This window comes from Lentilitoribacter sp. JB5-8 (assembly GCF_055693385.1).
The window spans coordinates 1,724,177-1,738,379 of the sequence record NZ_CM146332.1; the positions used below are offsets into that span (position 1 = coordinate 1,724,177).

General features: G+C 44.0%; 12 protein-coding genes. 9 read left to right on the top strand and 3 right to left on the bottom strand.

What is annotated here, in order from left to right:
* Nucleotides 1–220 precede the first annotated feature (220 nt).
* The 6 genes from ACZ1GZ_RS08240 (at nucleotide 221) to ACZ1GZ_RS08265 (ending at nucleotide 6,091) form a co-directional block, all read left to right on the top strand.
* Complete coding sequence (locus ACZ1GZ_RS08240; protein ID WP_472668024.1) at nucleotides 221–1,489, top strand: alpha/beta hydrolase family protein; 1,269 nt, start codon at nucleotides 221–223, stop codon at nucleotides 1,487–1,489.
* Between the two features lie 121 nt (nucleotides 1,490–1,610).
* Nucleotides 1,611–2,099: a twin-arginine translocation pathway signal gene (locus ACZ1GZ_RS08245; RefSeq protein WP_472668025.1), complete on the top strand. Its 489-nt coding sequence runs from the start codon at nucleotides 1,611–1,613 to the stop codon at nucleotides 2,097–2,099.
* Nucleotides 2,100–2,259: 160 nt separating this feature from the next.
* Entirely contained in the window at nucleotides 2,260–2,712 is a 453-nt protein-coding gene (locus tag ACZ1GZ_RS08250; RefSeq protein WP_472668026.1) for a ferric reductase-like transmembrane domain-containing protein, read from the top strand.
* A 109-nt stretch (nucleotides 2,713–2,821) separates the two neighbouring features.
* Nucleotides 2,822–4,351: a cryptochrome/deoxyribodipyrimidine photo-lyase family protein gene (locus ACZ1GZ_RS08255; RefSeq protein WP_472668027.1), complete on the top strand. Its 1,530-nt coding sequence runs from the start codon at nucleotides 2,822–2,824 to the stop codon at nucleotides 4,349–4,351.
* A 51-nt stretch (nucleotides 4,352–4,402) separates the two neighbouring features.
* Nucleotides 4,403–5,929: a cryptochrome/photolyase family protein gene (locus ACZ1GZ_RS08260; protein ID WP_472668028.1), complete on the top strand. Its 1,527-nt coding sequence runs from the start codon at nucleotides 4,403–4,405 to the stop codon at nucleotides 5,927–5,929.
* A 6-nt stretch (nucleotides 5,930–5,935) separates the two neighbouring features.
* Nucleotides 5,936–6,091 (top strand): DUF2256 domain-containing protein, encoded by a 156-nt coding sequence (locus ACZ1GZ_RS08265; protein WP_472668029.1) that lies wholly within the window; start codon nucleotides 5,936–5,938, stop codon nucleotides 6,089–6,091.
* 116 nt (nucleotides 6,092–6,207) lie between these two features.
* Here ACZ1GZ_RS08265 and ACZ1GZ_RS08270 read toward each other — a convergent pair whose 3' ends face one another.
* Nucleotides 6,208–7,014, bottom strand: coding sequence for a hypothetical protein (locus tag ACZ1GZ_RS08270; RefSeq protein ID WP_472668030.1), 807 nt, complete (start codon nucleotides 7,012–7,014; stop codon nucleotides 6,208–6,210).
* Between the two features lie 168 nt (nucleotides 7,015–7,182).
* Here ACZ1GZ_RS08270 and ACZ1GZ_RS08275 point away from each other — a divergent pair, with 168 nt between their 5' ends.
* Nucleotides 7,183–7,479, top strand: a complete 297-nt coding sequence (locus ACZ1GZ_RS08275) for a CBU_0592 family membrane protein (RefSeq protein WP_472668260.1) — start codon at nucleotides 7,183–7,185, stop codon at nucleotides 7,477–7,479.
* A gap of 145 nt (nucleotides 7,480–7,624) precedes the next feature.
* Here the strand turns inward: ACZ1GZ_RS08275 and ACZ1GZ_RS08280 are convergent, their stop codons facing one another.
* The gene (locus ACZ1GZ_RS08280; RefSeq protein WP_472668031.1) at nucleotides 7,625–9,400 is read right to left on the bottom strand and encodes a bifunctional helix-turn-helix transcriptional regulator/alpha/beta hydrolase; all 1,776 of its coding nucleotides are present in this window, start codon (nucleotides 9,398–9,400) and stop codon (nucleotides 7,625–7,627) included.
* A 750-nt stretch (nucleotides 9,401–10,150) separates the two neighbouring features.
* Nucleotides 10,151–11,296 (bottom strand): ribonuclease D, encoded by a 1,146-nt coding sequence (rnd, locus tag ACZ1GZ_RS08285; RefSeq protein ID WP_472668261.1) that lies wholly within the window; start codon nucleotides 11,294–11,296, stop codon nucleotides 10,151–10,153.
* A 235-nt stretch (nucleotides 11,297–11,531) separates the two neighbouring features.
* On the opposite strand from rnd, the gene aspS reads away from it, so the two are divergent.
* Complete coding sequence (gene aspS / locus ACZ1GZ_RS08290; protein WP_472668032.1) at nucleotides 11,532–13,322, top strand: aspartate--tRNA ligase; 1,791 nt, start codon at nucleotides 11,532–11,534, stop codon at nucleotides 13,320–13,322.
* Nucleotides 13,323–13,405: 83 nt separating this feature from the next.
* Nucleotides 13,406–14,194 carry an arginine deiminase family protein gene (locus ACZ1GZ_RS08295; RefSeq protein WP_472668033.1) on the top strand — a complete coding sequence of 263 codons (789 nt, stop codon included), beginning with the start codon at nucleotides 13,406–13,408 and terminating at the stop codon, nucleotides 14,192–14,194.
* Nucleotides 14,195–14,203: the final 9 nt, after the last annotated feature.

Consider the following 14,203-nt stretch of genomic DNA (forward strand, 5'->3'; position numbering starts at 1 on the left):
CAAATTGAAAGTGAAATCAATCTTATAAACCTGCGAGCAACACCAGCAATTGATGACCATAAAGGACTGTAATCTTTCCGAAAAGTAGTCTTCTCAATGTCTTATTTCCCTCATACTCTATGGCCCGGTAACTAGGGAACAAACCATGCTAGATTTTAATCAATTACATCGTTACACATTATGCATTCTTTTTTGCCTAACTTCTTGGAGCACCCTTGCATTGGCTGAAAATCGAATTGATGGACAACGCCCAGACGCACCAGAAATGGCAAGCTACGGTGAATATGCAATAGGCGTTCAAACACTTGAAATAACCAATCCTGATCAGGTTGATATTTTGAAGATTGATCCCAAGCTGGATAAACCAACGTCTTTCCCGCGTTACGATCGAAAACTTACCTTAGAAATTTGGTATCCTGCAAAATCAGGGTCAGATGGAGATAACAAGCTTAAAGTTTTCCTGCGTGATGGGAAAACGGAAGTCGATATCCTTGGCAAAGCAATTCGAAACGCCGAACCTGAAGGTAAAGCACATCCGCTGGTCATTATCTCCCATGGATATCCCGGCAACCGTTTCTTGCTGGCTCATTTAGCTGAAAATATCGCATCAAAAGGATATGTTGTTGCCTCCATAGATCATACAGATTCAACTTATCGCACCCAAAGTGCATTTGGATCAACATTGGTAAACCGCCCGATAGATCAAATGTTTACGCTTAATGAAATGGCACGCTTGAATAAAATTGATGGGTCATTTTTAAATGGTTTGGTGGATGCTTCAAATACAGCAGTCATTGGTTATTCCATGGGTGGTTATGGCGCGGTCATTTCCATGGGTGGCGGTGTTACGCAAACGTCGGTGAATTACCCCTGGGGTGGCCCACACGGTTCTTTATCAGTGCATTTAAGTGGTTCTGAGACGCATAACGCACTTCCCGATGCGCGCGTTAAAACTGCGATCGCATTCGCCCCCTGGGGCATGAATACAGGCTTTTGGGATCAACAAACCCTGAAAGGCATAACCAAACCGATGCTATTTGTTGCAGGCTCGGTTGACGATGTATCTGGCTATGAAAATGGTATCCGCGCGATATGGGAAAACGCGATATATTCGGATCGGTCTTTGCTGACATTTGAAAATGCAAACCACAATGCGGGTGCACCCATGCCCCCACCAATTGAGTCATTTCGCTATGATGTAGACCTCAACTCCAACGTTTCAGAGCATTACACAGATCCAGTGTGGGATAATGTTCGCATGAACAATATTTCTCAACACTTTGTCTCAGTCTGGTTGGAAAAATATTTGCGCAAAAACTCAAAAATGGATGCATACCTGAATTTGGTTGAGCATTCTAACGATGGTGTTTGGGCCAAAAATGATGACGGAACAGAAAAGGTTGATCACACCCATTGGAAGGGGTTTGCAAATCGGACAGCTAAAGGACTTCGGTTTGAAACTTTAACGGCAAAATCCAACGGTCAATAGAGAAGTCCTGTTCACAAAATTGTGGTTTGTCATTGGTGAAAAACTGTCATAGTTTAGGCCCAGTTGTGATCTATTTTTAACGCGAGTTCGTAAAATACCTAAACCACAAAGAGGTACCACAATGTCTAAGATTTCAATGACCCGTCGTTCGCTTTTAGCGGCTTCAGGTGCTGTTGCTGCGACTGGGCTTTCGCCGCTTACTGTGCCAGCACGAGCTGCAGGATTAGAGCCGACCAAATCAATGCGAGGCGGTGCAAATAATTATCTATCTGGCGCGCCAATTGTTGACCGCATCGGCGGAGGTGGGTTCTGGATGTCTGGCACGGTTAGGCGTGCAGGGGACGGTGCGCCATTGGCAGGGCAGCGCATTCAAATTTGGGCACATACCACCGAAGCATATGAAAGTGATTGGGAAAGCCACGGCGCGACATTAACGGATGAAAATGGTGTCTATCGCTTGGAAATGCCGCAAATTGTCCCCGCCTTTGGGCAGGCACATGGTCATTTGGCATATGACAGTGGCGATTTCGAAACTGTGTTCCTGCGCCCAGTTATGAAGAGTTCAAAAGACACAAGTCTTGAAGCGCATTTTGTTTTAAAGCCTGTCTAATCGAAAGAGCAAATCATTGCAGAGTAAAAGGCGCACAAATCTGATTTGGTTAGCGTTTTTCGTTGTAATAATTGCGCCCATAATAGCTGCTGCCTTTAGTCCATTATTAGCTTGGCGTGATAGTATTTATATCATCGCGGGGTTCGCTGGCATTTTAGCCATGGCGCTTTTACTTACCCAACCATTGCTCATTGGCGGATACCTGCCGTCAATATCAGCACGTAAAAACAGACAATTTCATAAATGGTTTGGCTCGATACTGGTTGCTATGGTCGTTATTCATGTCATCTTCCTCTGGTTCACAAGTTCACCTGATGTGATTGATGTATTGTTGTTCCGCTCACCCACACCATTTTCTCTTTGGGGTGTTATTGCCATGTGGGCGGTATTTTTCATGGGCTTAATGGCAGTATTTCGAAAAAGATTGCGTATGCCATTGCATCTTTGGCGGCGTGTGCACCTCGCACTGGCAATTATTACCGTAATAGGTAGCGTTGGCCATGCAATGTTGATTGAAGGAACAATGGAGACAATCACGAAAACCGTGATCTGTATTGCCGTCATTGTTGCCACAGCAAAGGTCTCAAAAGATCATTTTTGGTCAAAACGATAAACCTATAGCTTTTCCTGATCTCTTTACGGTTATTCTGCGTAAGACTAATCATGCGCAAAATATATAAAGATAACCGCTTATATCCACCACTTAAATTGTTGTGGTGGTGATGAGTGTCGAGCCTAATATTGTTTGGCTAAAGCGTGATTTGCGTTTGTTTGATCACGCGCCATTGGTCAATGCAGCAGATAGCGCTCCTCTCGTTCTGCTTTATATAGTTGAGCCAGAATTATGGGCGCTGCCTGACAGCTCGCGCCGCCACTGGCACTTTATTCATGATTGTTTAAGCGAACTCCAAGACAAGCTTTCAAATTTTGGTGTGACCCTTTGCATTCGAATTGGCGAAGCAACGCAAGTGTTTGATGCGCTAAAAGATGAATTGGGGTCCTTTTCACTTTATTCGCATGAGGAAACAGGAAATCATTGGACATTTATGCGCGATAAATGCGTTCAAGCCTGGTGCGCGGGTAATGCAATCAATTGGCATGAATATCCCACCAATGGTGTCGTACGCCGTCTTAAAAGTCGTGATGGTTGGGCAAAAATTCGTGATGATTGCATGCGAGGGAATATTTTAGCAGCTCCCACAAATGTAGGTTTTGTCGCTGACATTAAATCGCATGCTTTACCTGGTAAAGACGATCCGATGTTTGGTCGTTTGGATATTGGTAATGTTCAAAAAGGTGGGCGAGAGGAGGGGCTCCGCGTTTTAGCTTCGTTTTTAAAAGAACGTGGTCGGAGATATATTTCCAACGTATCCAAACCCGGTGTTTCCGCGCGGCATTGCTCGCGGCTAAGTGCACATATCACCTTTGGCAGTCTTTCAATTCGTGAGATTGAAGCCGCAACATATGCCAAGCTAAAAACACTCTCAGATAACGCGGATCCAGATGCGGTTTATTTCAAACGAAACCTCCGCGCTTATCTATCTCGTATCGCTTGGCATTGCCACTTTATCCAAAAGCTAGAGCAGCAGCCAGATATTGAGTTCAAATGCATGCATCCAGCCTTTGAAGGGATGCGCGAACCGCATTTTAGAGAAGACTTTTTATCTGCCTGGAGAACCGGGCAAACCGGCTATCCTTTAATTGATGCATCAATGCGCTCACTACATGAAAATGGATGGATTACCTTTCGTATGCGTGCGCTTCTTGTTTCATTTGCAAGCTATCATCTATGGCTTGATTGGCGAAAGACAGCCCCAATTCTTGCGCAGCTTTTCACCGATTACGAACCGGGAATTCATTATTCTCAATTTCAAATGCAATCGGGCGTGACGGGGATCAACGCCATTCGCATGTATAACCCGATCAAGCAATCCATGGACCATGACAGTGAAGGCAAGTTTATCCGCCGCTATGTGCCGGAACTGAAAGATATCTCCAACACATTTATCCATGAGCCTTGGCGCGATGAGCAAAATTTGACCGACTATCCAAAACCGATCGTTGATCACGCAACAGCGATTAAGTTCGCCAGAAGTGAGATTAAAAATCGCAATGGTTTTGAAGGGTTTAAAGAACAATCCAAGTTGGTCAATCAGCGGTTGGGAAGCCGTAAAAAGCAGCCAAAGCGCGGGATTAAACGTTCATCAACCAAATCGAAACCTTCATCTCAACAACTAAGTTTTGATCTTTAAGGTCAAAATTCGTCAACCCTCAAAGGGAACCAGAGAAAGATCACAGCTTAAATGAGTAGCCTTCGATTAGTTCTTGCCGATCAATTGACCCATGATGTCACAGCCTTGCAAGGTATTGATGTCAATGAAGATATCGTGCTGATTTGCGAGGTTAGAAATGAAACAAACTATGTGAAGCATCATAAAAAGAAGATCGCGTTCTTGTTTTCTGCCATGCGCCATTTCGCACAAGAGCTACGAGATAAGGGTATTCATGTGCGCTATGTAAAACTTGATGATGCGGGCAATGCAGGCTCATTCACCGGTGAGATCAAACGCGCGCTCGAAGCGCATAAAATCAACCGCATCATATCCACTTTCCCCGGCGAATATCGGGTGCTGGAAGAGATGAAAACCTGGCAGGATAAGTTTGGCATTGATGTTGAAATTCGCAATGATGATCGCTTTCTAGCAACGCCAGAGGAGTTTAAAAACTGGGCGAACGGGCGCAAGCAATTGCGCATGGAATATTTCTATCGCGATATGCGCCAAAGCTACGCTATTCTGATGAACGGGGATAAACCCGAAGGCGGGAAGTGGAATTATGATGCAGAAAATCGCAAGCCTCCCAAAGAAGGCCTTGATATTCCGCAAACCTTTATGGCGAAACCTGATGAGATCACGCGTGAGGTGATAGATCTTGTAGCCACCCATTTTGGCGATCACTTTGGTGACTTAGAACCATTTCATTTCGCCGTCACCCGCGATCAGGCACATACAGCTTTGCGCCAATTCATTGATCAGCGTTTATGTCATTTTGGCGATTACCAGGATGCGATGATCGAGGGTGAAGCCTGGATGTATCACTCGCATATCAGCTTTTATCTCAATTGCGGGCTGCTTACCCCGCTTGAATGCGTTAAGGCTGTTGAACATGCCTACCATCAAGGTCTTGCACCGCTAAATGCTGTTGAAGGCTTTATCCGACAAATCATCGGATGGCGCGAATATGTCCGCGGGATCTACTGGCTCAAAATGCCAGATTATGCGGATCAGAACTTCTTTGAGGCTAATCGCCCGCTGCCAGAATTTTATTGGACGGGCGAGACACAAATGAACTGCCTTCGCCAATGTGTAACAGAAACAAAAGAAAATGCTTATGCCCATCACATCCAACGTCTAATGGTGCTGGGTAATTTTGCGTTGATCGCCGGGATTGATCCCAAACACGTTAATGAGTGGTTTTTAATCGTCTATGCTGACGCATATGAATGGGTTGAATTGCCCAATGTTTCAGGCATGATTTTATTTGCTGATGGTGGATATCTAGCAAGCAAACCCTATGCAGCCGGCGGAAGCTATATCAATAAAATGTCCGACTACTGCAAAAATTGCAGCTATAAAGTTAAAGATAAAAACGGTGCAGATGCATGCCCGTTTAACTATCTCTATTGGGATTTTCTTGCGCGAAATCGCGACAAACTAAGCAATAATCACCGCATTGGCATGATGTATAAAACTTATGACCGCATGGGTGATGATAAAAAAAGGGCTATCGCGCAGGACAGTAAGACTTTCCTTGAAAGTTTAGAGAGCTAACCAGCGATGCGCAAAAAGTCAGATCTACCAACCAAGATTTGCCCCGTTTGCGAACGCCCGTTCACCTGGCGTAAGAAATGGGAAAAAGTTTGGAATGAAGTGAAATATTGCTCAAAACGCTGCCAGGGTTTGAGAAATAAAAAGGCGAACCCACCAGAATAGTTTTTAATATTTGTGTGAATTGAATGCATCAAAGTTGACACATGAACCCTTTAACGAAATTGGACGAGTTATGTGTGGGGCGTATTTTCTCACATGCCAAAAGCTCTTAAATATATTCAATTCAGTTTCGTTTTTGGTGATAACTTATCCAACTTCAAGAGCAATATATCTCCCATCAACCAGAGCACGTAACACACGAGCATTATCACTCCGATTGCATGTTCGTTCGCTTGGTTTGCAGTCTCGGATTTTTCAAGTGCCGCGTATGCAAGTGCAATGATCGATGGAAAACGACTTACGATCGCAATGCCTCGAAATATTTTTGCTTTATCTATTTTTATATTCGTGCCGCTAGATTGTTTTGAAGACAAGGCTGTCCCCATTTTCCCAACCACGAGCAGGCTGCCTGCAAACATTGCAATATCAGTTTGACCAAAACTAACTAATGCAATTGTACTGATAATTGCAGCAATTGCAGACAGTAAGTCACCCATCCGCAACAAATCTTGTTTAACCTGATTGTCTGAATTGCAAGCACGATGATAATATTCACCAGCAAATAAAAAGATTATCATAGACAGCGTCAATGAGGACGTACCAAAATTCCCGGCGAAATACGTCACCAAAATTTCTTGAAGTGGTAATTCTTGCCAAGCAGATACTGTAAAAACAATTAATCCGCCAAATAATGCTGTTAGGTTCCCGATGTTATGAAGCCCGCCCGGGCCCATTAATCTTGCCGGTAGAACCAGTTTCCTTTTTTGAATTGGTAGATGTTCGTTCAGTTCGTCTGATAGATTAAACGCTTGGGCTTTTTGTGAAGGGTTAATCCAATCAGATTGTATAACTGAATTAATTTCGCAATCTTCAGCTTGCTCAGTGTGGATTTGTCTATCTTGTATTCGCGTTATCTCTGACTTCATTACACAACCATCAATTTGAAAATTCTCAATGAAAATCGATGGGTAAAGAGTATTTTTTAATCCATCATCTCCCATTTGGGAGATGCCGAACATAAAAAATATATGTAATAAAACGGGAGCTTAGCAGGTGAAGAGGGTGGTATGGATTTTATTGGCTATATCAATAATATGGGTTCGTTTCAGCTTTTAGGCGTTGTTGGATCGTTTATCTATATTGCATCTTTTGCGTGTGTTCAATTAGGGAAATTGGACGGTAATAGCACTCGCTATGCTTTGTGTAACGTTTCGGCCGCATTTTTGGTTGCTCTTAGCTTAACTGTTGAGTTCAACCTCGCGTCAGCGCTCATTCAATACAGTTGGATGATTATTGGTCTGATAGGGCTTGCATTGCGATGGCAATGTAAAAAACGCCCAAAAATCCATCAGATGAAATTCAGTGAAAGCGCACATGATGACTGTTCGTGAAATTTCTCCATACAATATTCTTCCTTATGGTGTTGGAGAAATGTGGTGTGTCTATCAGTTTGCCCTGCTATGTTAGGATTGATAGGCACATCACCAAGTCAGATAGATAACTCAAGATGTTTCTGCGCATTATGATGGAATTATTTTAGATCGCGCGTTTTGCAGCTTCTGCCATCAGAGAAATTAGTTTTTGAGGCTTTTGATACATCAGAGCTAAACCTGCGTTTTCGACTATTTCGAATTCTACCCAAGGGAACGCTTTACGATATTGCGGCAGAGCGCCAATATCATTTGTTGGATCCTCACTTGCGATAAACATTTTGACCGGAATATGTTGAGTGGCCATCATGCAATCACTCCAGTCCTGCTGAAATGCGATATAATCCATAGCAAATGCTTGGCCTGCATTTGTGGATTTACTCGCCATCAAGTTTAGATTCTCAACAAGCACTTGTCGCATTTCTTCTCTTTCGATGATGGCAAGATCCGCAGGCGATTCTTTACATAATTGATAGAGCATTGCTTCTGGACCAATGCGTCTACTCATGGCCATAACAGCTTTAGCGGCAAACTGGGCAAGACTTGGTGAATTGCGAGCAGCAGTTACAAAAAATCTTTGCCAACGTCCCTTTCCATGCATGTGAAGGTTGCCAGGTAAGCGAAGTTGTCCTCCAATTGCAATGAGTTCTGAAATTTTCTCAGGATTGTTGGCAATCAAATCAGCTGCTAACGGAATATCACTACCCTGAACGGCATAGGGTAGGCGTTCAACCCTCAAGCTATCGAGCAAGAAATTAGTGTCATTGCGCGTCGAAGCAAATAAATCAGCATTGGCAGCAAGATGGTCACTATTGCCGTAACCTGCACGGATTGGGCATATGACACGTAAATTGTTTTCAAATGCCAGGTGAATCATGCTTCGTGACCACCTAACCATACACGAGCCCATATGCGAAAACAAAATAGGATTGCCGGTTTGCGGGCCCATTTCATGATAAGTAAATCTTCTGCGGTCAGGAAGTGTTATAGCCTGAAACGGTTTCCATACTTCAGCTTCAATCCAATCTTTTGTTAAATTCGGAGTGACAGGTACCGAGTTGCCTTTACTACCAGCCGGCAATTTATTTAATGCCATAGCCAGACGTATGATGTCTGATTGATTGCGCACATTTAACTTGCCAATAATCGTTTTAATTTGGCCTCGGACAGTCCCTTTACTTGTCTTTCGTTCTTCTGAGATTTGATCCGCGTTTTTACCTTCTGTGAGCAAACGAATTATGGTTTGTTCTGCAAGAGTTAACTGAAACATGTTTCCCAAAAGCTGAGATACTGTTTCTTGCCAATGAAATTGCGTTGAAATAATCAACACTGCAGGCACGTCATCAACGCACTTCTCTATCTGCACCACACGGAACAATAGCGAGCCGCTTTTACTATCAAGCTCGACCTTTAACAGCTTATCGGTTATTTCCGAACAACTGAGAATATCTTTCACTGCCTGTTTGAGTCCATCTCGAACCTGTTCCGGCATGCATAAATCGTTGATATTATTTCCTGCTATTGCACCAAAAATCGAAAAACCACCTTCGTTTGATGCTTCCACTCTGAGTGAGGAATTAACAATGAAAGCAGCAAGGTTTTCGAAAGGTTGGAGATATTGAAACAAATCTGGGCGCGCATCCTGACCGCGTTGCATGAAAGTTTGCGCGCGTTCTAAATGCGTTTTGTAGTGATGATCAAAATGCTCCGTTTCTTTGTCAGACGCATTTGAAATCTGATTGCAATAGTCATTTTCATGCCAAAAATTAATTAGTTCATCAAGCGATGAAGGATCTAGAGCTATCTCATAGATTCGATCAATAAGTTGATCGTTTGGGGTGCTTGGAATTGGGTTCCCCAGGGTAGACTTTGATGATGCCATGCTAGATTTGTTCACTTATTAATTTGCGTTATTGCTGCTTTTTTTAAATGGGTACTCGTTTTATAAAGGCACTAACTGTATTTTCTATTTAAGGCTGTTAAACCTGGGTTTCTACAATTAATGGTACAGTAAAATAGATGGTAATCCGTTTTTTTACTAGATTGTTTTTTATACAGTATTTTCCACATTGTTATCAGAAAGCGCTGAGTATTCAATTATCAGGTTGAAGAGGTAGATTTTTGTGGTCTTGATTGTGTTTGATGACTGGTATTTTACGCGTATAATGTCTGAAAAAAATAATAGTCTTATTTGCAAGCCCCTGAATATATAGAAAAATATGGCCATATTAATCTATAATATTGTGGTTGTTTTTGTGGGTAAGTAACATCAATGGCCTCACACATGTAGAACCAAGAATTTAGGTTGAGTTTCAGCATTTATCCCTCCAAATAAAATCTATGAGAGCGCTTACATTTATTGATAAGTGCCTGCATCTACCATTTGGTATATGAGTTTATAAATTCAGTCTGAAAGGTGAGTTATGTTAATAACATTGCCGTTATCAATTTAAGTTGAAACTAATAACAGCATAAGAAGATGATGATTGAGTTTTATGATTCTCAGATATCAATTGATGTTAAGTAACACCAGTGGACCAACTAATTAAAGTGGACCAAAAACTAAATGTAATTTTTCAGGGTGTGTTCGATATCGAAGGTCTAAAAACACGCCAAATAAGGGCTATTTAGGCTAACTCTCGATCACCTGCACGCGTTTGTCGGCAAATTTTAGTGCAAGTTCACCATTGATCAGCTTAAGCGCTTTGTCTCCAAAGAGTTCGCGGCGCCAGCCTGATAGAGCAGCGACAGTTGCCTCTTCGCCGTTAGCGGCAATCTTATCCAAGTCATCCCCGGATGCGATAACCTTTGCCGCAACGCCTTCTTGCTCGACAATGGTTTTGAGTAATACGCGCAGCATATCAGATGCTGCAGCTGTGCCCTCAGGTGCGGGCTTATGGCGTTTAATTTCCGGCCAGTCTTCCTTGGGGATTTCGTAAGCAAGTTCTAACGCTGCCATTAAGCTGGTTCCAAGTTCAGAACGTTCCCAACCCTTTGGAATTGTGCGCAAACGACCCAATGCGCCTTGGTCGCGTGGTTTTTGTTGCGAAACTTCATACAGCGCATCATCTTTTAAAATTCGACCCCGCGGCACATCTCGTGTACGTGCAAGATTTTCGCGCCACGCAGCAAGACGTTGCAAAATTGCGAGGTCTTGAGGCTTGCGCATGCGGTTGCGCAGGCGTTTCCACGCATCATCTGGATGAATGTCATAAGTTTCGCGTGCTTCAAGGATGGCCATTTCTTCGTTGAGCCAGGTTGCGCGCCCTTGCTCTTCTAGTTGCGCAGATAAATCAAGATAAACATCGCGCAGATGCGTCACATCAGCAAGCGCATAGTTTAGCTGCTGATCGGTCAGCGGACGGCGTGACCAATCGGTAAAACGTGATGTTTTATCAATGTGATGGCCGGTGATTTTGTTGACCAGCGCGTCATATGCAATGCTATCGCCATACCCTAAAACCATAGCCGCAACCTGGCTATCGAAAATTGGTTTGGGAATAAGATCGCCCAAATGGAAAACAATTTCAAGATCTTGACGGGCTGCGTGGAAGACCTTCAATACGCTTTGATCTGCCATCAGCTTAAAGAATGGCGCAAGGTCAATTCCCTTTGCCAGAGGATCAACAATCAAAGCCCGTTCGGGGGAGGCCAATTGGATCAAGCACAATTTTGGCCAGAATGTTTTCTCGCGTAAAAATTCAGTATCAATTGTAATGAAGTCGGCTTTGGCAAGGTCCAAGCATGCAGCTTCAAGTTCTGTTGTTTTTGTTATAATTTCCATGGAAAAGTCGATAACTCAAAATAAGGCATTTGTCTCGTAAAAATACGTGACTATTTCACTTGGTAAAGCAATAAGTCATAAAAAAGACTTTTCAGCGGGTAAATCCACCGTTTTTCCTTGACAAATCAGCTGCCACATGTGCTTGTCCGCCGCGAATTACAAGAAATTACTGGCTGTTTGAAGACGTGAAATTTTCGTCTCGCCATCTGATGAACAAAGAGGTTTTATTATGCACGCTTATCGCTCACATTCATGCGCGGATTTACGAAAAAGCGACGTTGGTTCTAACGTTCGCCTTGCGGGCTGGGTGCATCGTGTGCGTGACCATGGTGGGCTGCTGTTTATCGATCTGCGCGACCATTATGGCATGTCGCAAATAGTTGCCGATCCTGATAGCCCGGCTTTTAAAACTGCTGAAACGGTGCGCGGTGAGTGGGTGATCCGCATCGATGGCGAAGTTAAAGCGCGTACCGAAGACACTATCAATCCAAATCTGGATACAGGTGAAGTTGAAATCTTTGCGCGTGAGATCGAGGTTCTTTCTGCTGCAAGCGAACTACCGCTACCTGTATTTGGTGAGCCAGAATATCCTGAAGATGTGCGTTTGAAATATCGCTTCTTGGATTTGCGCCGCGAAACTTTGCACAAGAACATGATGTTGCGTTCGCAAATCATCACGTCCATGCGTCGTCGCATGACAGAGATCAATTTCAATGAGTTCGCAACACCAATTCTAACAGCATCTTCACCAGAAGGTGCGCGTGACTTTTTGGTGCCAAGTCGTATTCACCCAGGCAACTTCTTTGCACTGCCACAAGCACCTCAGCAATACAAACAGCTGATCATGGCATCAGGTTTTGATAAATACTTCCAAATCGCACCATGTTTCCGTGATGAAGACCCGCGTGCTGATCGTTTGCCTGGTGAGTTCTACCAGCTCGATATGGAAATGAGCTTTGTTGAGCAGGAAGATATCTTGCAAACAATGGAGCCTGTGATTAAAGGCGTGTTTGAAGAATTTGCCAATGGCAAACCGGTCACAGATGTGTTCCCGCGCATTCCTTACGACGAAGCCATCCGCAAATATGGTTCTGATAAGCCAGACTTGCGTAACCCAATTGAAATGGAAGCAGTGACAGAGCACTTCGCTGGTTCTGGATTTAAAATCTTCGCTGGCATGATCGAAAAAGATCCAAAGGTTGAAGTTTGGGGTGTTCCTGCGAAAACCGGTGGTTCACGTGCATTCTGTGATCGCATGAACTCATGGGCACAACAGCAAGGTCAGCCTGGTTTGGGTTATATCTTCTGGCGTGAAGAAGATGGTGCAACAGTTGGTGCCGGTCCTTTGGCTAAAAATATTGGACCAGAGCGCACCGAAGCCATCCGTACTCAGCTTGGTTTAGAAGCTGGCGATAGCTGCTTCTTTGTTGCAGGTGTTCCATCTAAGTTTGCTTCATTTGCTGGTGCTGCACGAGACAGAGTTGGCCAAGAGTTGAACTTGCTGGATGAAGAAAAGTTTGAATTCTGCTGGATCGTTGATTTCCCATTCTACGAGTGGGATGAAGACAACAAGAAAGTTGATTTTGGTCACAACCCATTCTCAATGCCGCAAGGTGGTATGGAAGCATTTGATAAAGCCGAAGATCCGCTTGAGTTGAAGGCTTATCAATATGACTTGGTGTGTAACGGCTTTGAATTAGCATCTGGTGGTATTCGTAACCACATTCCAGAAATGATGATCAAAGTGTTTGGCAAAGTGGGTCTTGGTCCTGAAGTTGTTGAAGAGCGTTTTGGTGGTCTTTACCGTGCGTTCCAATATGGTGTGCCACCGCATGGCGGTATGGCTGCAGGTGTTGATCGTGTGGTTATGTTGCTCGCCGGCGCGAAAAACCTTCGCGAAGTCACACTCTTCCCAATGAACCAACAAGCTGCTGATCTGCTTATGGCAGCACCGGCACCGGCTGATAATACTCAGCTGGTCGAACTTGGCCTTCGCGTATTGCCACAAGCAAAAGACTAAAGCGCTTAAAAACATTATTGCATAATATGCCCCGTTGTGAGTTATCATGACGGGGCTTATTTTTATCAAACAAGATGATCGCAATGCCCCAATCCTATCAATTCACCCATGCAATTTGTCGAAAACCTAGTACAAGCGTTGTTGATGGCTTACGGGCCGTTGATACCGGGGTGCCAAGTCTTGAGTTGTTTCAATCTCACCATGCAGATTACGTTAGCGCTCTCCGATCCACAGGCGCGGATGTTCAGGTACTCGATGCACTTGAAGCGTATCCCGATTCCGTTTTTGTCGAAGATGCAGCTTTGTGTTTGCCGGAGCTGGCAATTATCATGCGCCCCGGTGCGCCCACGCGCTTGGGTGAAGCAAACGAAATCGCACCACATCTCAAGGACCGCTATACGCATGTTCATCAGATCAATGGTTCCGGTTTCATCGAAGGGGGCGATATTCTTGTGACCGAGCGCGAGATCTTGGTTGGTAAGTCCGCTCGAACCAACTCAGATGGTATCGCAGAGCTTAAAGATATCGTTAGCCAATACGGATACACATTGCGGGAAGTTGAGACGCCACAAGACGTACTACATTTTAAAACAGATTGCAGCTTGCTTGACGAAGAAACCATATTATCCACCAAACGACTTGCGCGGTCTGGTTGCTTTAAAGATTACAAAGTTTTTTACACGGCAGAAGGGGAGGAGGCTTGCGCCAACTCCATCCGCTTTAACAACCTTGTGATTATGCCTCATGGCTTTGATAAAACAGCAGAAATGCTGGATCAGGCTGGCTATAAAATCTGCCAGATTGGTAATTCAGAAGCTGCAAAACTCGATGGTGGAATGTCGTGTTTATCGCTGCGCTTCACGCCCTCCTAGCTCACTTGT

Coding starts and splice junctions, on each gene's coding strand:
- ACZ1GZ_RS08245 (WP_472668025.1), top strand. CDS start 1,611: ATGTCTAAGATTTCAATGACCCGTCGTTCGCTTTTAGCGGCTTCAGGT.
- ACZ1GZ_RS08250 (WP_472668026.1), top strand. CDS start 2,260: ATGGCGCTTTTACTTACCCAACCATTGCTCATTGGCGGATACCTGCCG.
- ACZ1GZ_RS08255 (WP_472668027.1), top strand. CDS start 2,822: ATGAGTGTCGAGCCTAATATTGTTTGGCTAAAGCGTGATTTGCGTTTG.
- ACZ1GZ_RS08260 (WP_472668028.1), top strand. CDS start 4,403: ATGAGTAGCCTTCGATTAGTTCTTGCCGATCAATTGACCCATGATGTC.
- ACZ1GZ_RS08265 (WP_472668029.1), top strand. CDS start 5,936: ATGCGCAAAAAGTCAGATCTACCAACCAAGATTTGCCCCGTTTGCGAA.
- ACZ1GZ_RS08270 (WP_472668030.1), bottom strand. CDS start 7,014: ATGAAGTCAGAGATAACGCGAATACAAGATAGACAAATCCACACTGAG.
- ACZ1GZ_RS08275 (WP_472668260.1), top strand. CDS start 7,183: ATGGGTTCGTTTCAGCTTTTAGGCGTTGTTGGATCGTTTATCTATATT.
- ACZ1GZ_RS08280 (WP_472668031.1), bottom strand. CDS start 9,400: ATGGCATCATCAAAGTCTACCCTGGGGAACCCAATTCCAAGCACCCCA.
- aspS (WP_472668032.1), top strand. CDS start 11,532: ATGCACGCTTATCGCTCACATTCATGCGCGGATTTACGAAAAAGCGAC.
- ACZ1GZ_RS08295 (WP_472668033.1), top strand. CDS start 13,406: ATGCCCCAATCCTATCAATTCACCCATGCAATTTGTCGAAAACCTAGT.